This is a genomic window from Ruegeria sp. CDSC052, from assembly GCF_059610685.1.
Genome location: NZ_JBXWOB010000001.1, coordinates 700453 through 722175, shown reverse-complemented (window position 1 = coordinate 722175; position 21723 = coordinate 700453). Strand labels below are relative to the sequence as shown.

Sequence of the window (21723 nt, the reverse complement as noted above, 5' to 3'; positions counted from 1 at the left end):
GTATTCGTCCCGATCAGGAATATGTTTGGAACATGACTCTGATGATCCCCTTCGACAACAGTTACGCCCGTTTGCCAAACAGCTTTTATGCGCGGCAAGCGCCGGTGCCGGTCCGTGCGCCTCGCTTGATTGCTTTCAACTCCGATCTTGCGCAGATTCTGAGAATCACGCCCGGCGAGGTGCATGAAATGGCCGAGGCCTTTTCCGGCAACACCCTGCCAGAAGGGGCAGAACCGATTGCACAGCTCTATTCAGGGCATCAGTTCGGGAATTATAACCCCCAGCTTGGGGACGGGCGCGCGGTTTTGCTGGGCGAGACAGTTGGGACGGATGGCGTCCGACGGGATATCCAGTTGAAGGGATCAGGCCCGACGCCGTTTTCCCGACAGGGTGACGGACGTGCATGGCTGGGTCCAGTGCTGCGCGAGTATGTGGTGTCCGAGGCGATGCACGCGCTGGGCATCCCGACCACAAGGGCGCTGGCCGCCGTTGAGACTGGCGAGGCCATTTTTCGAGAAGGTCCAATGCCTGGTGCGATCCTGACCCGTGTCGCACAAAGCCACCTGCGCGTAGGTAGCTTTCAGATCTTCGCCGCGCGTGGACAGTTGGACAGTCTGCGTCGACTGACAGATTATGCCATCCAGCGCCATTACCCGCAGGCCGACGGCCCGATGGGTCTTTTGCGCGCTGTTGTCGACGCACAATCGCAGTTGATTGCCGCATGGATGGGTGTGGGATTCATCCATGGGGTGATGAATACTGACAACTGCTCGATCTCAGGCGAAACCATTGATTACGGCCCTTGCGCCTTCATGGATAACTATCATCCCAATACCGTCTACAGCTCGATCGACCGCATGGGTCGCTATGCCTATTCCAACCAGCCCGAAATCGCCGTCTGGAATGCGGCGCAACTGGCGACCGCGCTGATCCAGCAGTTCGAGGATAAAGAGGCCGCCGTTGCTGAGGCTACCGAGATCGTCCATGCGATGCCCGACCTGATACAGCAGCACTGGCTTACAAAGTTCCGGGCCAAGATCGGTCTTGTGACGCAGGAAGACGGCGATCTTGAGATGATCTCGGACTTGCTGAATTGCATGGCGCAGAACCAGGCGGATTTCACCAATACCTTCCGGGCGCTGGGCGGCGATCAGGCGCGGGATCAATTCACCGATCCGCAGGCCTTTGATCAATGGGCAGACGGTTGGCGGTCGCGGCTGTCTCGTGAAAAAAAACCTGCTGAGGTGATTAACAAGGCCAATCCGGCCTTTATCCCGCGCAACCACCGGGTCGAACAGATGATCCAGGCGGCGGTGCAGGGGGATTTTGACCCATTCCACCGGCTGAACAATGTGCTGTCCCGGCCCTATGAGGATCAACCCGGCGCTTTGGATCTGACACGGCCACCGGCACAGGATGAGGTTGTTCAGGCGACCTTCTGCGGTACATGAGTTCCTCACACCTGTTTTCGCAGTCAGCGACGTCGGTGTTTCGCCATGCGCTTGCTTTGGTGAAGCCGGCTTGCAATCAACGATGAGCAGCGCAATCCTGCGATCTCAAACGGACTTTCAGGAACCCATGTCTCAGACCGCAATCCTGCGCATCGCCAGCTATAATATTCAGAAATGTGTCGGACTGGATCTACGTCGACAGCCCCAGAGGATTCTTCAGGTCATCGAAAGCCTGCAGGCCGATATTGTCGTCTTGCAAGAGGCCGACAAACGATTGCCTCCGCGCCCTGCGGCCCTGCCGCATTTCATGCTGGACGAAGCGGGATGGCAGATCGTTGATTTGGGTGGGGCTGGCAGCTTGGGGTGGCATGGGAATGCAGTGATCTGGCGGGGTGATGCGATCCGTGTCCGGCAGACCGGGCATCACGAATTACCGGGGCTGGAACCGCGTGGGGCTGTCAGGGTCGAGTTTGACACACCAATCGGTCCGCTTCGGGTGATGGGCATGCATCTGGGGCTCTTGCCCGCCTCACGCCGTCAGCAAATCACCCACCTCAGACGGTGCGATGCGAATCTAGAGGATTTGCCAACTGTCTGGGCGGGGGATTTCAATGAATGGTCCCGACAGCCGGTTCTGGATCACCTGGCCCCGGATATGCACTTTCTTCCACCATTCCCCAGCTTTCCAGCGGCACAGCCGCTGGGCGCGCTGGATCGGATCGCGCTCGGCGCGGGGCTTGAGGCTGTTTTGCATGGCGTGCATTCGGTGCGACCCGCGCATATCGCCTCGGATCACTTGCCAATCTGGGCCGATCTACGCCTTGTAGCTTAGCCGGTAAATCCCCTGTAGCGCCGATCACGCATACGGTTTAATACAGAGAACCGAATATATGCCGAGGGTTCCTATGTCCGACACGATCATCGCCCGTTGCGAAGCCAAAGGCCTGCGTATGACAGGACAGCGCCGCACGATTGCACAGGTGCTGCAACAAAGCGATGATCATCCCGATGTCGAAGAGCTCTATTCGCGCGCCTCGCAGGTTGATTCTGGTATTTCCATCGCCACCGTCTATCGGACCGTCAAACTGTTCGAAGAGGCCGGGATTTTGGAGCGTCTGGAATTCGGTGATGGTCGCGCGCGGTACGAGGATGCCGAACGGGACCATCATGATCACTTGATCGACATGCAGTCAGGTGAAGTCATCGAATTTGTAGACCCTGAGATCGAAGCGCTACAGGAAAAGATTGCAGCTAAGCTGGGCTACAAGCTGAAAGGGCACCGGCTGGAACTGTATGGCGTTCCGCTAGACCACGACTGATCCATCACAAAAAACGAACGGCCTGCGCACGGGAATTCATGATTCCCGGGCGGATATTGCTTGCCTGACCGCCCGGCATCGGCTTTTGCTTGGATATGACCGGCTGAACGCGCCGCAATATTCTACGGACAAAACTATGAACAATGTGAACGGCATTTTGCTGGTCGTCGGCGCAATGGCGGCCTTTGCACTTGAAGATATGTTCATCAAACACCTGTCGGTCACAGTGCCAACAGGACAGATCATGGTTCTTTTGGGCCTTTCCTGTGGTCTGGTCTTTGTTGGTATGGCGGTGTTCACCCGCAAACGCATCTTTGATGCTGCCGCGTGGCAGACTTTGCCCCTGATACGTGCGCTCTGCGAGGGGTTCGGGGCCGTGGCTTTTGTGACCGCGCTGTCTCTGGTCGATTTGTCAACGGTTGCCGCGGTGTTTCAAGCAATGCCTTTGGTCGTTACAATGGGGGCGGCGTTGTTCCTGGGCGAGCAGGTTGGATGGCGGCGATGGAGCGCAATCGGCGTTGGTTTCATCGGTGTTCTCTTGATCATCCGACCGGGGTTGGACGGGTTCCAGCCAGAAACCCTTTTCGTCGTGGCCAGCGTTGTGGCTATTGCCGCCCGCGATCTGATCACACGCAGGCTGGATGTGCGTGTGGCCTCGGCAGTAGTTGCGATGCAGGCCTATGGGGCGGTTACCATTGCCGGTTTTGTGCTGATCTCAATGGCCGGCCAGCCGGTCGTTGCACTGAACCAGGCGCAATTCGGGCCGTTCCTGGGCGCGATTGGATTTGGTGTTCTGGGGTATTACGGGATTGTCAGCGCAATGCGGATTGGCGATGCTTCGGCCCTGACCCCGTTCCGATACACCCGGCTGGTGTTTTCTATTGCGGCCGGAATGCTGATGTTCGGGGAACGCCCGGATATGATGACGGTTGCCGGTGCATCGCTGATCCTGGGGTCGGGGCTCTATACCTTCCTGCGCGAACGAAGCCTGGCGCGGTCACTGGCTCTTGCGGCCTGACGGATCGTCGCAGGTTTGCGCAAACACGCTCTCAGATATGTGTTAGCGATAACATGAGTGGTTTACTTTTTGCCCTATACTGATATGAGGCTGGCAACTGATTGCAGCCACAGGGACGGGCCTCATGAGCACCATCATCGACATCCATGCACGCGAAATTCTGGACAGCCGGGGCAACCCGACCGTCGAAGTGGACGTGATCCTGGAAGACGGCACCATGGGCCGTGCCGCCGTCCCGTCGGGTGCCTCGACCGGCGCCTATGAGGCGGTCGAAAAGCGTGATGGTGACAAATCGCGCTATATGGGCAAGGGCGTGCTCGAAGCGGTTGCCGCCGTAAATGGTGAGATCGCCGAAGAACTGGTTGGGTTCGACGCGACCGAGCAGGTGGCGATCGACCAGACTATGATCGAACTGGACGGCACCGAGAACAAAGGCCGTCTGGGCGCAAACGCCATCCTGGGCGTTTCGCTGGCAACGGCCAAGGCGGCAGCGGATTTCACCACACAGCCGCTGTTTCGCTATGTCGGCGGCACCTCGGCCCGTATCCTGCCCGTGCCGATGATGAACATCATCAACGGTGGCGAACATGCCGACAACCCGATCGACATTCAGGAATTTATGATCATGCCGACCTCGGCCACGAATATCCGCGACGCGGTGCGCATGGGGTCCGAGGTGTTCCACACTCTGAAGAAAGAGCTGTCGTCGGCAGGTCTTGCCACAGGTGTCGGCGACGAGGGCGGCTTTGCCCCCAACATCGCCAGCACGCGCGAGGCACTGGATTTCATTCTGAAATCCATCGAAAAGGCGGGCTACAAGCCGGGTGAGGAAATCCATCTAGCTTTGGATTGCGCCGCGACCGAGTATTACAAAGACGGCAAATACGTCCTGTCCGGTGAGGGCAAGAGCCTGACCTCGGAAGAAAATGCCGACTATCTGGCGGCGCTGGTCAACGACTATCCGATCATCTCAATCGAAGACGGTATGTCCGAAGATGATTGGGACGGCTGGAAGGCCCTGACCGACATGATTGGCGACAAGGTGCAGCTGGTGGGCGACGACCTGTTCGTGACCAACCCCACGCGACTGGCGGAAGGGATTGAACGCGGCTGTGCCAACTCGATGCTGGTCAAGGTGAACCAGATCGGATCGCTGACCGAGACGCTGCGCGCCGTCGATATGGCCCATCGCGCACGCTATACCAATGTGATGTCGCACCGCTCGGGCGAAACCGAAGATGCCACGATTGCCGATCTGGCAGTGGCCACGAATTGCGGTCAGATCAAAACCGGATCACTGGCGCGGTCAGATCGGTTAGCCAAGTATAATCAACTGATCCGTATCGAAGAATCTCTGGGTGAGATTGCCGAATACGCAGGGGCCTCAATCCTCAAGCGCTGAAACCTGTAAGCCTGAATTTTGATTGCCTGGCCTGTGGAAATGGGCCGGGCTTTATTGTGTTGGATTGCAGGTTTTGCCCATGTCTAAATCTCAAATCGGCACTTTAGCATGATTGGGTCAGAAGAAACTTGGGAGGTTATGAATAGTATTATCTAGATATATTAATGACTTATATAGGGGTCCTGCGCTAGCGATCCTTATGTGTGAACTTTTTCCTTTTTGTTCTGTAGTGCGCATTCGTATCATATTGAAATAACAGATAAGGGGAACACTATGAATGGTTCGAAACTTCTTCTGGTAGCGTCTGCACTCAGCACTGTATTTCTGGTTGCTTGCTCAGAGCCTGGAACATATCCGATCACCGGTACGGCAGTGTCCCCTGACGATCCGGTGGCAAACCTTGAAGCTCCGGTTTACATCCGTCGCGGTGAGGCCCGGTAGGGCCTGTCAATCTTTCGCGGGTGGCCTTGTTGTTCAGCCACACAGAAATGGATCAAAGGGTTTTGCTCATCAGCATATAGCGGTCACGAGGCTTGAAACCTGTGCGTAGATACAGTTTCTGTGCCGTCTCGTTCGTACGATCGACTTCAAGATGCAAGGCTGTGAGCCCCGCGCTCGCCAACGCCTTGGGCAAATCCAGCAAGACTTCAGACGCAATTCCGCGCCCTCGCACGGCAGGACGAATATAGATCTCATCCACGAATCCATCCATGCCGCCGAATTCAACCGACCACCCAAAGGTCAGGATGACATAGCCCAAGGGTGCGCGACCGGGGCCAATCAGGTAGATGCACCCAAAAGGTATTCCCTCGAGAAGAGGGGCAAGCGCATTGCGCGTCTGATCGGCATCCTGGGTAATGCCTTCTTCGGCGTGAAAGGCGGCGACCAGACCAACCAGACGTTCCAGATCCTCGGGGCGGGCAAGGCGAAGTGCGGCGCTCATAGTCGGGCCAGCCGATCCGTGAGCAGATCAAAAAACCCGCCAGCGTCAATTTCTCCGATGAACAGGGCGTTGGGTTTTCTGTCGGTAACACCCCACCAATCGGCAACTGTCATGCCCAAGGTCAGCTTTGATTGGGTCTCTACCTCGACATTCACCAGCCGCCCGGTAAACAGTTCGGGTTTGATAAGATAGGCTGTCACGCAAGGGTCGTGTAGCGGAGCACCTTCCGAGCCGTATTTGTTCTTGTCGAACCTTTCAAAGAAATCGGTCATCTCGGCCACCGCGACACCGGCCTTGTTTCCAATTCTACGGAAGGCATCGTTGCGCGTCTTGGTCACCAGAGCTTTATGCGTGACATCAAGCGACATCACCACAACGGGACGTCCAGATTTGAACACGATATCAGCGGCTTCTGGATCGACATAAATGTTAAATTCGGCGGTTGGGGTGATGTTTCCAACTTCGAAATATGCCCCTCCCATCAAAACGATCTCTTGAACCCGGTCCACGATGTCAGGCGCTTTGCGGAACGCTGTGGCGATGTTGGTCAATGGCCCAAGGGGACAGAGCGTAACGGAGCCTGGTTCTTGCGCGCGCAACGTGTCGATGATGAAATCGACGGCATGTCCTTCGGACAGCGGCATCTGCGGATCCGGCAGAACCGGCCCATCCAAGCCAGTTTTGCCATGCACATGCTCTGCTGTGATCAGGGGGCGCTCTAATGGGCGGTCGCATCCGGCATAGACGGGGGTCTGGGTATGGCCAGCTAATTCGCAGACAATACGCGCGTTTTTGGCGGTTAGCTCTAAGGGTACGTTGCCAGCGACTGCGGTAATGCCCAAAACCTCAATTTCGTCGGGGCTAGCAAGCGCCAGCAGAATGGCGACGGCATCGTCCTGTCCCGGATCGGTGTCTATTATGATTTTGCGAGCGGGCATGATCGTCTCCGGAGGTCGTGAAGGTGGGACACTCGCAAGTGTCCGAGAGCTTGTCTAGCGGTTTTACGTTCCGGCCTCGGCCTTTGCCGGCGGGAGTTTGCCATTGGCCCGATGTTCCTCGATCTTCACCTCGTCCCAAAGCGCGTCCATCTCTTCCAGCGTGCTTTCCGTTGGGGTTTTCCCCCGTGCAGCCAGGCGCGACTCGACCTGTTCGAACCGGCGGGTGAACTTGGCGTTGGTCCGACGCAGGGCGGTCTCGGGCTCGACCCCAAGATGGCGGCCCAGATTGACCATAACGAATAGCAGATCGCCGAACTCATCCTCTAACGCATCCGCATCCATGCGGTCGCGTGCCTCTTCCAGTTCGGCAGCCTCTTCGGTAATCTTGGCCAGCACATGGCTGGCATCGGGCCAGTCGAATCCAACACGGGCGGCACGTTTCTGCAATTTGAGAGCACGCAGCAGGGCGGGCAGGTTGGCGGCGACACCGTCCAACGCGCCTTGTTGTTCTTTACCAGCACGTTCGGCTGCTTTGATGGCTTCCCAGTCCAGTGTTTGCTGCTCTGCCGATTTGTCGCGGGATTCGTCGCCAAAGACATGCGGGTGCCGGGCGACCATCTTGTCCGACATGGTGCGCACCACGTCCTGAAAGGTGAAATGCCCGGCTTCTTCGGCCATTTGTGCATGAAAGACAGACTGGAACAGCAGATCCCCGAGTTCGCCCTTCAGCTCATCATAAGCCTCACGTTCGATGGCATCAGCGACCTCATAAGCCTCTTCGATCGTATAAGGAGCGACCGTGCCGAAATCCTGCTCGATATCCCATGGGCAGCCGGTTTGAGGGTCGCGCAGTCGGCGCATGATCTCTAACAAGCGTTCGATGCCAGCATCGCTGTCATGGATCAGAGGATTTTCGGCCATTGCGAACCCTTTCGTTCCGGTGTCAGATGCATCCATTCCGCAGTCACGATCAGGAGTCCACCCCAGATGCCCGTCGTCAACCGAATTGCCGATTTCTCTGCCGATATGGCCGCATGGCGCCAGCATCTGCATACGATCCCCGAGCTTGCATTCGAATGCCACGAAACCGCGGCCTTTGTCGCGGATCGACTCCGTGAGTTCGATGTGGATGAGGTGCACCAAGGGATCGCCACCACTGGGATCGTTGCGATCATCAATGGCCAGGGTGAGGGGCCGACGATCGGTCTGCGCGCTGATATGGACGCTCTGCCTATCCCCGAGGAAACAGGAGTCGCGTACCAATCAACCAAGCCCGGAAACATGCATGCCTGCGGTCATGACGGGCACACCACGATGTTGTTGGGCGCAGCGCGCTATCTGGCGGAAACCCGAAATTTCCGTGGACGCGTGGCGCTGATCTTTCAACCGGCCGAAGAAGAGGGTGGTGGCGCGGGCGTCATGGTCGAAGAGGGGATTATGGACCGGTTCGACATTTCCCAAATCTATGCATTGCACAATGCGCCTGGAATTCCCGAAGGATCCTTTCAGACAACCCCCGGGCCGATCATGGCTGCTGTTGATACGTTCGAAGTTCACATTCAGGGCCTTGGTGGCCATGGTGCCATGCCGCATGAAACTCGGGATCCGGTGATGGCGGCCTGCGGTATCGCCCAGGCGATTCAGACCATCGTCAGTCGTAACAACTATGCTTTGGACAGTCTGGTGATCTCGGTCACGCAAATCCATACCGGCACCGTGAACAACGTGATCCCCGATACCGCCTTTATCAACGGCACTGTGCGCACTTTTGATCCGACTGTGCAGAAAATGGTGATGGAGCGGATGGAACAGATCGTACAAGGACAGGCCCAATCCTATGGTGTCGAAGCGCGGCTGGACTATGAGGTCAACTATCCTGCAACAATCAATGACGCCGACAAGACTGGTTTTGCCGCAGAAATCGCGCGTGATGTTGCTGGTGCAGATCGCGTGATGACCAATGTCGACGCGATGATGGGGGCCGAGGATTTTTCATACATGCTGCAATCGCGCCCCGGCGCTTACCTGTTTCTGGGGCAAGGCGAGGGGGCCGGACTGCATCATCCGAAATACAACTTCAACGACGACATCGCGCCGGTTGGGGCGTCTTTCTTTGCGCGGATCGTCGAAAAGGCCCAGCCTTTGGGCTGACAGGAGAAAGACATGGCACTGGAAGATTCAAAGAATTTCGTCGACGAGGCGTTTACCAATCCTGAACTGAAAGGCGTCTCGTACGAGAATACTTTCGGGGGGGCGATGTCATTTTTGCGCCGCTTGTATACCAAGGATCTGACCGGGATTGATATCGCCGTAACCGGCGTGCCATTTGATCAGGCGGTGACGAACCGTCCCGGTACGCGTCTTGGGCCACGCGCCATCCGCGAGGCCAGCACGTTGCAATCCCCGGATGAGCCTTATGGCTGGCCGTTTGATGCGCTAAGCGAATTGGCAATCGTGGATTATGGGGACATGGCTTATGACTACGCCAATATACCTGCCTTTCCGGACACATTGACGGACCACATTCGCACAATTCTCAACGCTGACGTGGCCTCGGTGACGCTTGGTGGGGACCACTATATCAGCTTTCCGATCCTGAAGGCCTATGCCGAGAAATACGGGCCAATGTCCTTGCTGCAATTTGATGCGCATACGGATACATGGGCTGACGACGACATGTCCCGCGTGGATCATGGGACCATGTTCTACAAGGCGGTCAAATCAGGGATAGTGGACCCCAAGCGTTCCGTTCAGGTGGGTATTCGTACGACGAACGAAGATACTTTGGGGGTCAACATCATTGACGCTCGGGAGGTGTACGAGTCCGGTCCCGCCGCCGTGGCGCAAAAGATCAAAGGCATTCTTGGTGACAACCCGGTTTACCTGAGCTTCGATATCGACGGTCTGGACCCGGCCTTTGCGCCTGGCACGGGAACGCCGGTCTGGGGTGGACTGAGTTCGATTCAGGCTCAGATCATCCTGCGCGACATTGCTGGGATTAACATCAAAGGCGGGGACGTGGTCGAGGTTTCGCCGCCCTATGACACCTCAGGTGCGACAGCGATTGCAGGCGCACATGTGGCGACGCAAATCATTTGCCTGCTGGGATGGAACAAGCTGAATCCTTAACCTTTGGTTAGCCATCTTTCCGGTATCAGGTTAGCAGCAGGGCAGGACGGAAGACATAACGGCATGACACAATTCAACCAACCAATCAGCGGTAACGATCTGGCGCGTTTTTCCGGCCCAAACACGTTTATGCGCCTGCCGCAGGCGGATACGTTGGCCGGATTGGATGTGGCCGTAATAGGCATCCCGATGGACATTGGCACCTCTTGGCGGTCGGGGACACGGTTCGGACCGAAACAGATCCGCAGCGAAAGTGCGATGCTGCGGCCTTACAATATGGCCACCTTTGCGGCCCCCTTCGACAGCCTGCAAATCGCCGACATCGGCGATCTGGCGATCAACACCTTTTCGCTGTCCGACAGCCTGAGGATCATCAAGGAAAGCTATGACGCGATTCTGGCGCAGGGTGTGACACCTGTGGCGATGGGGGGCGATCACTCGATCACCTTGCCGATCCTGCGGGCCATAGCCGCGAAACACGGGCCTGTGGCGCTTGTCCATGTGGATGCCCATGCGGATGTGAATGATGAGATGTTTGGCGAAAAGGAAACCCACGGCACCGTTTTCCGGCGCGCCTATGAAGAAGGGCTGATCGTGCCGGACAAAACCTTTCAGATCGGGATCCGAGGCTCTGGCTATGCGGCATCGGACTTTACCGAGGCCAAAGGGTGGGGCTTTCGCCAATACCCCGCATGGGAGCTTTGGCAGCAGAACCTGACGGTCATGGGCGCGCAGATACGCAATGAGATCGGGGATCATCCGGTCTATATCACCTATGACATCGACAGTCTGGACCCGTCCTTCGCCCCCGGAACCGGCACGCCCGAGATTGCCGGGTTAACCACACCGCAAGCGTTGCAACTGATCCATGCCCTGGGCGGGGCTAATGTGGTTGGGTGTGATCTGGTCGAGGTTTCTCCGCCGTACGATCCCTCTGGCAATACGGCGCTGACCGCTGCCAATCTGCTGTTTGAACTGCTGTGCATATTGCCAGGCGTGACGTCACGGTAGGGATCGCGGCAATCTCTTGTTTGCCATGCGGAACTGCATATGGTTCCGCAATCTAACAGAGTGGAAAAGATGAAAATGGCGCTGTGGCTGATTGCGGGTCTGATTGTCCTTGTGGGGGGGTATATACGGCTTGCGCCATCTGATCCCGCCATCTGGCACAATACCCCCGTCGGCGACGCGAACAGAGACCTCCGTGGTGGCGTCGTGCGAGTACTTGAAACGGGGCCGGACGGGTTGGCGCAGTTGAACGAAATCGCAATGGCCTCACCACGTACAAAGGTTCTGGCCGGGTCAGTTGATGACGGGATGGTCACCTATATCACCCGTACCAAAGTGATAGGTTTTCCAGATTACACAACCGTCCAGCAGAACGGCGACACACTGCGCATCTATGGCAGGTTGCGCTTTGGACGCTCAGATTTTGGGGTAAACCGAAACCGCGTTGATGGCTGGCTCGCGCGGATGCAGCCCTGAGGACAGGCATCCTTCCTGTACCTCGCGCCACATCGGAACGTTCAGTGACATCTGACATTGTGCAGTGAAAATGCGACCGTCGACCTGCAGGCAGATCATCTCACCCAATTCAACGCGTGACCCGGATTTGTCAGTGCAATAGCAGTCCTGTACCTTGCCGCCGGGACCGACGACATCGGCCATCGCGGGCGTCGCAAAAAGCGATAGAACCAGAACCAACCGTCTCATGCGGGGCAGCTTAGCATACGGACAGCCCTTGACCATAGCCCCGGATTAAGAGACACCGCCCGGATGATCCCCGAAGAACGCCTTGAACAGATAACTCAGCGATTCCAATACCTCGAAGCAGCCATGGCAGATGGTGCTTTGGGCGGCGATATTGCTGTGCTGGCCAAGGAATATTCGGACCTCAAGCCGGTGGTCGATCAGATCATGGCATGGCGCCAGCTGGTCACTGACCTTGCCGAGGCCGAGGCGATGCTGGCCGATCCTGATATGAGGGAGCTGGCCGAAGAGGAAATCCCCAACCTGCAGGCCCAAATCCCCGGTGCCGAAAACGCCCTGCAACTGGCCTTGTTGCCTAGGGATGCCGCTGATGCGCGTCCGGCCATGTTGGAAATCCGCCCTGGAACCGGCGGTGATGAGGCCGCGCTTTTTGCGGGCGATCTGCTGCGCATGTATCAGCGGTATTCCGAAGCGCGCGGCTGGAAATTCGAGATCCTCGAAGAGCAGGCGTCGGATCTGGGCGGCATCAAAGAGGTGGTTGCCCATATCAAAGGCGACAACGTCTTTGCCCGTTTGAAATACGAATCCGGTGTTCACCGGGTGCAGCGGGTGCCAGAAACCGAAAGTGGCGGGCGCATTCATACATCGGCAGCGACCGTGGCGGTTCTGCCCGAGGCCGAAGATGTCGATATTCAGATCGACGCCAATGATATCCGTATCGACACGATGCGCAGCTCAGGTGCGGGTGGGCAGCACGTGAACACCACCGATTCGGCCGTGCGGATTACACACTTGCCCACCGGGCTTGTGGTGACCAGCTCCGAGAAATCTCAACACCGCAATCGCGAAATCGCGATGCAGGTTCTGAAGACTCGACTTTATGATCAGGAGCGTCAGCGGATTGACAGCGAACGCTCGGCAGATCGGGCGAACCAGGTCGGGTCTGGCGACCGGTCGGAACGGATCAGGACCTATAATTTCCCGCAAGGCCGCATGACGGACCACAGGATCAATCTGACGCTGTACAAGTTGGATCAGGTGATGCAGGGCGATCTGGATGAGGTAGTCGACGCATTGACCGCGGATGATCAGGCGCGTCTCCTGGCCGAGATGGCGCAATGACCGGCGGCCAGACAGCGGCTCAGGCCATGGTGGCCGCTACGGCAAGATTGCGTGCGGCTGGTGTGGCTGATCCGGCGCGGGATGCGCGGGTTCTACTCGCCCACGCCGCCCGGATCGAAGCAAGTCGCGTGACACTGATTACACCCGAAGAGCTTTTACCGGATATTGCTGAGCGATACGAGCAACTGATCTCGCTTCGGGCCATTCGTGTGCCCGTTTCTCATCTGTTGGGGGAACGTGAGTTTTACGGCCGTCGGTTCAAAGTTAGCCGGGACGTGCTGGATCCACGCCCGGAAACAGAGGTTCTGATCGAGGCCGCGCTGAGCGAACCCTTTGACTATGTCCTCGATCTGGGGGTTGGATCGGGGTGCATCCTGATCACATTGCTGTCCGAACGCACCAGTGCATCGGGTATTGGTGTGGATCTGAGTGAGGCGGCCTGCCTACAGGCCAGTGCAAATGCCGTGCAACACGATGTTCAGAACCGGATCGAAATTAAGCAATCCGATTGGTTTGGAGACATTGAAGCTAAATTTGACCTGATTGTTTCAAACCCGCCCTATATTTCCCTTCCGGAAATGGACACCCTGGCACCTGAAGTGCGGGACCATGAGCCGCGGATGGCATTGACAGACGAAGGTGACGGCTTGGGGGCCTACCGCAGGATTGCTGCCGCCGCCCCGGATTTTCTATTGCCCCATGGTCGGTTACTTGTCGAAATCGGACCCGAGCAAGGGCAAAGCGTCGCATCTTTGTTCGACGCAGCAGGATTGACAGACGTACGGATCATTCCCGATCTGGATGGTCGCGACCGCGTCGTTTTCGCCAGAATGCCTTCATGACGGAACGTTCTGAGGCCGAAATGCGCCGATTGATATAAAAAAGGTACAAAAATTGGGACAAACCTCTTGTCTGCACGCTCTGGACGTGTTTACTCAGGTGTAGTCAGAGAGGTTGACGCTGTTACAGCGGGCCCCTGACGCCAAGCCCAAAAAAGCCGACATCGTGTCATAGCTAAGCCCTTGAGCAGTGCAAGACGCGAACTGATCGGCAGCGAACGACAAGGCTGACTAAAGTAGATGAGATCTTCCAAATCCCGCTCTCGGGCAAAGAATAACCGCAATCGTCCTTCTGGCGGCAACGTCGTAAACCGAGTTTTCGACAGTTCGGGCCCAGAGGGCAAAGTGCGTGGCACGCCGCAACAGATTATTGATAAATATAATCAGCTTGCACGCGATGCTCAGTTGTCTAACGACCGTGTAGCTGCCGAAAACTTTCAGCAGCACGCCGAACATTACCTGCGTTTGCTTAGCGAAGCTCAGCGTGAAATGGATGCACGCCGTGAGGAGCAAGAGCGTCAGAATCGCGAACGCCAGGCTGAACGAGATCGTGAGCGTGCCGAGCGTCAGGAACGCGAAACCGTCCGCCAGTCGGATCCCGCTGAGGCACCTCAACCTGATGTGATGGGGTTTGCCGCTGACGCAGCTGCTCCGGAATCCGGGCTTGTAGAAACGCCTGAAAGCAAAAGCCCTGAAGAGGGTGAGAAAAAAGAAAAACCGGCCCGTCGGCCTCGGGCGCGCAAGCCCAAAGCCGCACCTGCTGCGACTGAGGACGCGCCCTCCGGCAACGGTGATACGCCTGAAGCGGCAGAGTAAATCAGCCAGTAGATTTATAATAGAAAACCCCGGTACTGCGCCGGGGTTTTTTGATGTGTTGCCCCGACCTTCAAACAAAAAGTGTTTTGTTCGGATCTTTGGAGTGTCAGTCACCTTACCGTTCTGCATATGCCTTTCGGTCTTGGTGCGTTAGGTACATTCGATCTTATGTTCGCGGTCGCAGAATTGGTGTCAACAAATGCGGTATACCGAATGGTCTTTTGGACATTTTGGGGCATACCTTTTCTGGTTCCATATCTTCTCGATAACACAACAGGCAGCGTAAGATTCCACTTGAGCCTATACTCGTCAGAGCCCAGGGATTTATAGGGAACCCGTATTGGGCCCTTTTTTACGTGGCGTATGAATTGGTCATCCACAATGGCCGTTTCGGAGCCGGTATCGATTGTGAAGCGAGTCTGTTGCGCAAACCACCCTTCACGGTCGCCGAGAAAGGTGCACAACAGCGTGACTTCTGAGGCATTTGAGGAGTGGGGCTGTATAAAGCATAGGATGGTTAGTGCGGAAATTCCAACAACCAGCTTCTTTTTCAGTTCCGACGCCAGTGGATTTGAGTTCACTGTTTGTCTCCGTGAGTTGACAGCAGAAATATTAGGATTGAGTGGAAGACACTTCGCGGGCCAATGCGCAGAACGCTTCTAAAGGCACTTGTTCCGCACGTTCGGTGGGTTTGATTCCGGCGGCGATCAGGCGGTCTTCGATATCCGGGGCCACGCCCTTTAGCGAGGCTCGCAGCATTTTGCGGCGCTGATTAAAAGCGGCGGCGACCACGCGGGACAGTGTGGCAGGATCAGCCGGATAGCGCGGTTGCGACAGGGCGATCAGGTGGACCACGGCGCTTGAGACCTTGGGGGGCGGGGTGAACGCGCCGGGTGGCAGTGACATGGCGATGCGCGCGTCGGCCCGCCATTGGGCAAGGATGGCCAAGCGACCATAGGCTTTTCCGCCGGGTTGGGCGACGATCCGTTCCGCCACTTCGCGCTGAAACATCAGGGTCAGGCTTTGCCAGAACGGAGGCCATTGCGGCGGGGTCAACCAGCGGACCAGCAACTCGGTGCCGACATTGTAGGGCAGGTTTGCCGCCACACGGATCGGAGGGGTCAGATGCGTAAGCGGGTCAATCTCAAGCGCGTCACCGTTGATGACCTCAAGCCTGCCGGGATAGGCGGCGGCGATGTCATTCAGGGCAGCGATACAGCGGGTGTCTTTTTCAACCGCGACAACCTTGCGCGCACCTTCTGAAAGTAGCCCACGGGTCAGCCCGCCGGGGCCGGGGCCGATTTCCAGAACATCGCATTCCGCAAGATCTCCGGCCTGCCGCGCGATCTTGGCGGTCAGGTTCAGGTCCAGCAAAAAGTTCTGGCCCAGCGACTTGCGAGCCGAGAGTTGATGCGAGGCGATAACCTCGCGCAGAGGGGGAAGGTTGTCGATAGTGCTCATGATCCGATCACCGTGGCGCGGTTTGATAGGAGAGCGCCAGAGAATTTTTACCTCTGGCCGGGATATTTACAGCCCGCTGAAGGATCAAGAGCTTTGTGCCATCTTCTGGGCAAGTTTCAGCGCTTCGATCAGGCTGGTGGGGTTTGCAAGGCCTTGCCCCGCAATGTCCAGTGCAGTCCCGTGATCGGGTGAGGTTCGGATAAATGGAAGGCCTAGTGTGACGTTCACACCGCGATCGAAATCCAGCGTCTTGATCGGAATCAGAGCCTGATCGTGATACATGGCGATGGCGGCGTCATAGCGCGTGCGCGCTGCGGCGTGGAACAATGTATCCGCGGGGTGCGGGCCGGTTACGGTATACTCTTTGCGGGGCAGCTCCGCGATCAGCGGCGCAATCCAGTCCAGTTCTTCTTGCCCCATCTTGCCGCCTTCACCGGCATGCGGGTTGAGGCCCGCGACGGCTATCCGCGGGGTGGCAATACCGAACTGTGATTGTAGTCCCTGGGCGGTGATTTCGATGGTTTCCCGCAAAAGCTCGGGCGTAAGCTCGCAAGGAACGCGTGAGAGCGGGATGTGGATGGTTGCTGGTACAACGCGCAGCTGGTCGCTGGCCAGCATCATCACAACACGTTGGGACCCAGCCAAGGCGCCCAGAAATTCCGTATGGCCGGGGAATGAGAAACCTGCCCCGTCGATAAGTGCTTTCTTGTGGATCGGTGCGGTACATAGCGCCGATGCAGAACCGGACTGAACCAGCGCTACGCCGGTTTCAATGGCAGTGACAACTGATCTGGCGTTGGCTGGATTAGGGTGCCCAGACCGGTTGGGGGCTGGAAAGTCCAGTTGCAGTACGGGCAGGGCAGAGCCACAGATCTCGACCGCCTGAGAGGCGTCGCTGATCTGTACCGACGGTGTCTCGGGCGGCAAATGCGCGGCATCGCCAATATAGAAGAAAGGGCAGGTGGTTCTAAGGCTGGCCCAAGCTTTTGCGGCGATCTCGGGCCCAATTCCGGCCGGATCGCCGCAGCTGAGCGCGATTGGCTTCATTGTTCAACAATAGTTGCGTCGGCACGCATTTGCCCCAACAGGCTTTCTGCAAGTGTTTGCAGCCTTTGCTGGGTCAGAGCATTGGCGACATCTGCACGCGTTGTCTCTTCGCCAAGGTTGCGGGTACGTGTGCACAACATCACAAAAGCCAGTGTTTGGCCGTTGTTGCGGGTCAACGTGGTTGAAACTTCGTTCAGGTCCAGTTTGGCCAGTTCCAATGCGATATCGCGCGGGATTTCCGACGGTTTGCTGACATTCCGCTCTAAGACTTCTGCTGGCTTGTTTTGCACGATACCGTACAGATCATCGCAAGTGTCTATTTCTTCTTTCAGCTTTTCGGCTGCGGCCAGTGTTTCCGCACTACGACCACCGGGCATGTAATAGATAGCATAGTCGATCTCGGAATAGGTGGGCGTACTCGCAGCGGTCTCACGCAAACCGCGCATCTGAAACAGTGCAACGGCATTGGGCAGAGGAATGGGCTGGGTGACGTCACCATTTTTGAGCCCGATGATGACCGGCTGCAGCGCCGGGGGCAGATCGGTCAAGTTCAACCAGTCAAGGCGCCCCCCATTGGTGCGAGTTCCGGCCGCCGAGTACTGTGTTGCGGCGGTTGAAAAGGAATCATAGCCCTCGATCAAGGCGATCTCTTCGGCCAGCAGTTGAACCTGTGGCAGGTTTTGTTGGTTTACAGGAATAATGATTTCCGAAAGAAGGACTTGCAGGCCGCCACTTCCAGATTGTCCAAGTGCGCGATTGATCTCGTCTTCCGATGGTCTCGCCTGCGACAGAAAACGCGCGCTGACGAATTCACGCCAGGAAATCTGATCCTCGATGAAATCCCGAACCGTCTCACGGTCAACACCGGCATCCGCCAGAAGCTGCAGGAATTCGTCGCTCGAAAGCTGACCGCGGGCTGCAAATTGGTCAATTCCAACCTGAACGTCTTCGGGGGCGACCACGATTCCAGCGTCGCGCATAGCCTGTTTGCGCAGGCGGTCGTCTATCAGAGCTTTGCGCACGTCCTCCTCGGTTGCGCCGGGAACACCCAGAATTGAGAGGAATTGCAGGCGCTGTTCCAGCTCATACCAGGTCACGATGTCTTGATTGACCTTTATGGCCGGCGAGAACAGGTTCTGCGCCACTGCCTTTACAGGTGCTATGGCAATCGAAACTGCAACCAGTGCCGGAGCAACCAGCCCGATATGGCTGGAACGAAAGAAACGTGAAAAACCTGTTATCAACTGCATCTTCTCTTGTACTGTTTGCCGCCACCTTCGACAGAATATCCTGTCAGAGCTACGGTAAAGCCGAATTCGGTCGAAGGCTCAATACTTGATGACGAGGTATAGCGCCTGCTGACCGACATGTTAACCTGAACACACTCGTTCCGGTACGTGATACCCAACCCATATCTGATCGGTTCAGATTCGCTCAGGTCATACCGCGCCTGAGCACGGGTTTGCCAGTTCTGATCGATGTCGTACCGCCCGCGCAACCAGATCTCAGAAATCTCATCGTCGACATTTTCTGCGGGATCGGGTTCTTGCCAGACATAGCTTCCGCTGAGGGCCGTTGTTTCCTTTTGCCATGCTGCACGCAGCTCGGCCTTGGCAAAGCTGAAATCTCCGTTCACCAAACCTCGCCCGGCCAGAGACCACCCATTGGGCGTTTCAAGTTGACCGGCGATCAACACATCGGACGAAGTGCCCTGAAGGCCCGATGTAAGGTTAAAGTCGGGATCAGCATCCGCACGAAAGACCTGACCGATCGTGGCACGCGCTTGCCAGCCCCTGGAGCCATAACGCGCCCAATTCATCCCAACAACGCCGCTGACTCCATCTTCGCGCCTGTCCTCGGCAGGGAATCGGGACAGGGATAACAGGTTACCCTGGTCAAACTCCTGAAACGTACTTTCGTCGATAGGAACATCATTGTCGGAGACATGCGTCCACCCGATCTGCGCGATGGGTTCCAGCAACTGGGTTGCGCCCGACGCCTCGCGGCGAGTCATTGGAAGGCGCAGCGTCAGTGCGGCACGCGGGGTCGTGCGGGTCACCTGATCGGGATAGGCGCTGTCGTGGCGGATATTGAACGTGTCGATTGACGCGCCTACTTGGGCATCTGCACGCAGCCCCCAGCCCAGTATCCAGCTGCGCAGCCATTCGGTATCGAAGGTCGCTCGGGCAACATCGCGCCCGATAACGTCCTCATTGCTCGTTCTTTCATGGGCATGGCCGATGAAAGCCATCCGCACCTCTCCTCCGACAGCTGCCGGGAAGAAGCGTTTGCGATAGTTCAGGTCGAAGATGCGAGAAGGAATCTGATCCTGATCCTCGCTATCTCGCAAGGTTTTATAGTGGTTTAGGCTGGTCCGGAAAGCGGTATCGCGCTTGATCCTTTCCAGGGCAATTTCGCTGCGCAGACGGTCAAAGTCGGGCAGGCCGTAATCAGCCAGATAGGAATCGTCGGACGTGGTTCGGATGTTGAAGGTCAGGCGATAGTCGTCCGGCAGATCAAACCAGCCGTTGGTAAAGAAATATCCGCGCGCCTCGTCCCGTTGAAGGTCATCGCGAGTATGCGCGCCTTCGATTTTGATCCGTCCGTTCTTAAAGGCCTGACGATAGCGATAGCCCAGAGTTCTGGTTTTACCGGAAAGGTAGGGTGTCAGCGTGAGGTCCTTGTGATCTCCAAGCTTGAAGAAATAGGGAACCTTTATGCCTGTGCCCAACTGCGAGGTGGTGCGGACCGATGGGACCAGAAAACCAGTCGCCCGGTCCAGCGTTGGGTCGGGGAGACGCAGGTAAGGGAAATAGAAGACCGGCACATCCAGCACCCGGAATTGCGCACCTTCGAAATAGAGCTGTCGTTCCAACTGATCATGGGTCACCTTGCGGGCACGGATTTGCCAGAGCGGTGGCCGCCCATCCGTGCAGACATGGCAAGACGTCGCCGAGACTTTGCTGAACTGGGTGTATCTGCCGCCAGCACGTGTCGCCTGCACCGAGGCAATTTGCACCTGTTGGTCGAACACCATTCGGGCGCCGATCAAAAGGCCGTTGAGCAAACCCCGGTCGAGTTCTGCGGAATCCGCCAGAACTGTCGTTCGATTGCCCTGATCAATCCGGATCGGTCCTTCCAGTGTAAGCTCACCGCTTTCGCGGTCGTACAAAATCCGACTGGCCGTCATTTTGACGTCACCCTGAAACGCTTCGACATTGCCCTCTGCGATCAGCACACGCTCTGGGGTTATGAAAATCTTGTCGGCGACAAGTAAGGCTGGTGGCTCTTGCTGGGACGCGTCCGTCGTTTGATCCTGTTCCGGCAAAGTCTGGGCCAGGACACCCGAAGGCAAAGACAATGCAACCGCACCCGAGAGCAATAGCAGAGCGAATTTGCGCATCAGCCATCCTCCGCGTGCAACAGCAGGCCAAGAGAAAGAAGGATGGCCGCAAATGGCGGGGCCCAGGCTGCAACGAAGATAGGCAACTGACCGTTTTCTCCCAATATTTGCGCGAAATTACGGACGAAATAGATGGCGAAGCCCAGTAACACGGCCGTCAGCACCGCTATTCCGGTGCCGCCGAACCGGACATGCCGCATGGTAAAGGCCGCGCCAATCAAGACCATTGCGACCAGAAACAGAGGTCTTGCCAGTTGGACCTGAAACCAGACCTCGTATTGCTTGGTCGAAAAGCCCGCCTCGCGCAGGTCTCGGATCAACTGGGGCAAATCGTAGACAGACATCGAATCCTGGTTGGCCAGCCTGTCCAGAATGCGCTGACGTGTCAGGGTGGTCGGAATCTCCAGACGATCATGCTCTTTCGAGCCAGCTTCGGGATTGATGCCGTTCATAAGCGGCCAGATCTTGGCATCCCGTAAAACCCAAAAACCGTCTTCCAACTTGGCCTGTTTGGCAGAGATTTGGCGTGTCGGCTGACCAATCGCGTCGAATGTTATTATGGTGACGTCCTTCAACAGCAGGGTGTTACCGTTGGACGTTCGGCGCGCGTGGACAACCGATTGGCCCTCTTCTGTAGCTTGCCGTAACCACAAACCCTCACTGCTGATCGAAAGAGCTGAGCTGGTGCGGTTACGGTAGGAATCGGAAAGCCGTTGGAATTCTTCGGAAGTTGCGGCAGCAAACGGGTTAAGCACCGCAACCGCCAAGGCTCCGATCAACAGGGCCAAAGTTACAGGTGCAAGCAGGACGCGAATTCCAGATCGCCCGATCGAGCGCGTCACCACCAATTCCGAGCTGCGCGCCAATCCGATGAACAACGCAATCGTGGACAGGATGATCAGCAGGGGCAGCATCTCACCGATGGCGGCGGGCGTATTCAATAGGGTCAGATACAAAAGCCGGCCAAATGACAGATCGACCTCATCAAAGCGCCGTACCTGTTCAATCAGATCGATCAGAATCATCAGCGTCAAAAAGATACAGCCAATGACCAGAAAGCTCTGGGTGAACCGGCGGGCAAAATATCGATCCAGGATCACAAACGCGCCCCCGGCATCACCGCGT

22 protein-coding genes are annotated in these 21723 nt (G+C 56.9%); 13 read left to right on the top strand and 9 right to left on the bottom strand.

Annotated features, from left to right (window positions below; genetic code table 11):
- The first annotated feature begins 32 nt into the window (after positions 1-32).
- The 6 genes from AC2FIM_RS03615 to AC2FIM_RS03590 all read left to right on the top strand — a co-directional run bounded on the left by AC2FIM_RS03615 (position 33) and on the right by AC2FIM_RS03590 (position 5631).
- Complete coding sequence (locus tag AC2FIM_RS03615) at positions 33-1451, top strand: protein adenylyltransferase SelO (RefSeq protein WP_271948072.1); 1419 nt, start codon at positions 33-35, stop codon at positions 1449-1451.
- A 127-nt stretch (positions 1452-1578) separates the two neighbouring features.
- Positions 1579-2283, top strand: coding sequence for an endonuclease/exonuclease/phosphatase family protein (locus AC2FIM_RS03610; protein ID WP_142635102.1), 705 nt, complete (start codon positions 1579-1581; stop codon positions 2281-2283).
- A gap of 73 nt (positions 2284-2356) precedes the next feature.
- The gene (locus tag AC2FIM_RS03605) at positions 2357-2770 is read left to right on the top strand and encodes a Fur family transcriptional regulator (RefSeq protein ID WP_142633379.1); all 414 of its coding nucleotides are present in this window, start codon (positions 2357-2359) and stop codon (positions 2768-2770) included.
- Between the two features lie 136 nt (positions 2771-2906).
- Positions 2907-3788 (top strand): DMT family transporter, encoded by an 882-nt coding sequence (locus AC2FIM_RS03600; protein WP_271947454.1) that lies wholly within the window; start codon positions 2907-2909, stop codon positions 3786-3788.
- A gap of 124 nt (positions 3789-3912) precedes the next feature.
- Complete coding sequence (gene eno / locus AC2FIM_RS03595; protein WP_271947452.1) at positions 3913-5190, top strand: phosphopyruvate hydratase; 1278 nt, start codon at positions 3913-3915, stop codon at positions 5188-5190.
- A 273-nt stretch (positions 5191-5463) separates the two neighbouring features.
- Positions 5464-5631, top strand: a complete 168-nt coding sequence (locus AC2FIM_RS03590; protein WP_185956604.1) for a hypothetical protein — start codon at positions 5464-5466, stop codon at positions 5629-5631.
- Between the two features lie 52 nt (positions 5632-5683).
- On the opposite strand, the gene AC2FIM_RS03585 is transcribed toward AC2FIM_RS03590, so the two are convergent.
- The 3 genes from AC2FIM_RS03585 to mazG all read right to left on the bottom strand — a co-directional run bounded on the left by AC2FIM_RS03585 (position 5684) and on the right by mazG (position 7992).
- A complete protein-coding gene (locus tag AC2FIM_RS03585) occupies positions 5684-6133 on the bottom strand; it encodes a GNAT family N-acetyltransferase (RefSeq protein WP_142633385.1) in 450 nt (149 codons plus the stop codon).
- Positions 6130-7071: a nucleoside hydrolase gene (locus AC2FIM_RS03580; RefSeq protein WP_496707930.1), complete on the bottom strand. Its 942-nt coding sequence runs from the start codon at positions 7069-7071 to the stop codon at positions 6130-6132. Before AC2FIM_RS03580 ends, AC2FIM_RS03585 begins: the two co-directional genes overlap by 4 nt.
- Positions 7072-7134: 63 nt before the next feature.
- Positions 7135-7992, bottom strand: coding sequence for a nucleoside triphosphate pyrophosphohydrolase (gene mazG / locus AC2FIM_RS03575; RefSeq protein ID WP_142635104.1), 858 nt, complete (start codon positions 7990-7992; stop codon positions 7135-7137).
- 66 nt (positions 7993-8058) lie between these two features.
- Here mazG and AC2FIM_RS03570 point away from each other — a divergent pair, with 66 nt between their 5' ends.
- The 4 genes from AC2FIM_RS03570 (at position 8059) to AC2FIM_RS03555 (ending at position 11685) form a co-directional block, all read left to right on the top strand.
- A complete protein-coding gene (locus tag AC2FIM_RS03570; RefSeq protein ID WP_142633389.1) occupies positions 8059-9222 on the top strand; it encodes a M20 aminoacylase family protein in 1164 nt (387 codons plus the stop codon).
- Between the two features lie 12 nt (positions 9223-9234).
- On the top strand, positions 9235-10200 hold the full coding sequence (speB, locus tag AC2FIM_RS03565) for an agmatinase (protein ID WP_271947448.1): 966 nt from the start codon (positions 9235-9237) through the stop codon (positions 10198-10200).
- 63 nt (positions 10201-10263) lie between these two features.
- Entirely contained in the window at positions 10264-11211 is a 948-nt protein-coding gene (gene speB, locus AC2FIM_RS03560) for an agmatinase (protein WP_142633393.1), read from the top strand.
- Positions 11212-11280: 69 nt separating this feature from the next.
- Positions 11281-11685, top strand: a complete 405-nt coding sequence (locus AC2FIM_RS03555) for a DUF1499 domain-containing protein (RefSeq protein ID WP_496676216.1) — start codon at positions 11281-11283, stop codon at positions 11683-11685.
- On the opposite strand, the gene AC2FIM_RS03550 is transcribed toward AC2FIM_RS03555, so the two are convergent.
- Positions 11626-11913, bottom strand: a complete 288-nt coding sequence (locus AC2FIM_RS03550) for a hypothetical protein (RefSeq protein ID WP_271947446.1) — start codon at positions 11911-11913, stop codon at positions 11626-11628. The genes AC2FIM_RS03555 and AC2FIM_RS03550 overlap by 60 nt on opposite strands.
- A 63-nt stretch (positions 11914-11976) precedes the next feature.
- On the opposite strand from AC2FIM_RS03550, the gene prfA reads away from it, so the two are divergent.
- The 3 genes from prfA to AC2FIM_RS03535 all read left to right on the top strand — a co-directional run bounded on the left by prfA (position 11977) and on the right by AC2FIM_RS03535 (position 14687).
- Positions 11977-13032: a peptide chain release factor 1 gene (gene prfA / locus AC2FIM_RS03545; RefSeq protein ID WP_496675945.1), complete on the top strand. Its 1056-nt coding sequence runs from the start codon at positions 11977-11979 to the stop codon at positions 13030-13032.
- Positions 13029-13874: a peptide chain release factor N(5)-glutamine methyltransferase gene (prmC, locus tag AC2FIM_RS03540; protein ID WP_496675942.1), complete on the top strand. Its 846-nt coding sequence runs from the start codon at positions 13029-13031 to the stop codon at positions 13872-13874. Before prfA ends, prmC begins: the two co-directional genes overlap by 4 nt.
- A 237-nt stretch (positions 13875-14111) precedes the next feature.
- Entirely contained in the window at positions 14112-14687 is a 576-nt protein-coding gene (locus AC2FIM_RS03535; protein ID WP_496675938.1) for a DUF4167 domain-containing protein, read from the top strand.
- 612 nt (positions 14688-15299) lie between these two features.
- Here the strand turns inward: AC2FIM_RS03535 and rsmA are convergent.
- The 5 genes from rsmA to lptG form a co-directional block, all read right to left on the bottom strand.
- A complete protein-coding gene (gene rsmA / locus AC2FIM_RS03530; RefSeq protein WP_496731764.1) occupies positions 15300-16148 on the bottom strand; it encodes a 16S rRNA (adenine(1518)-N(6)/adenine(1519)-N(6))-dimethyltransferase RsmA in 849 nt (282 codons plus the stop codon).
- A gap of 84 nt (positions 16149-16232) precedes the next feature.
- On the bottom strand, positions 16233-17195 hold the full coding sequence (gene pdxA, locus AC2FIM_RS03525) for a 4-hydroxythreonine-4-phosphate dehydrogenase PdxA (RefSeq protein WP_271947436.1): 963 nt from the start codon (positions 17193-17195) through the stop codon (positions 16233-16235).
- Entirely contained in the window at positions 17192-18445 is a 1254-nt protein-coding gene (locus tag AC2FIM_RS03520; RefSeq protein WP_496675934.1) for a peptidylprolyl isomerase, read from the bottom strand. Before AC2FIM_RS03520 ends, pdxA begins: the two co-directional genes overlap by 4 nt.
- Positions 18436-20598, bottom strand: coding sequence for an LPS-assembly protein LptD (locus tag AC2FIM_RS03515; RefSeq protein WP_281971986.1), 2163 nt, complete (start codon positions 20596-20598; stop codon positions 18436-18438). Before AC2FIM_RS03515 ends, AC2FIM_RS03520 begins: the two co-directional genes overlap by 10 nt.
- The gene (gene lptG, locus AC2FIM_RS03510; RefSeq protein WP_496675932.1) at positions 20598-21698 is read right to left on the bottom strand and encodes an LPS export ABC transporter permease LptG; all 1101 of its coding nucleotides are present in this window, start codon (positions 21696-21698) and stop codon (positions 20598-20600) included. The genes AC2FIM_RS03515 and lptG overlap by 1 nt, the downstream gene beginning before the upstream one ends.
- Positions 21699-21723 lie beyond the last annotated feature (25 nt).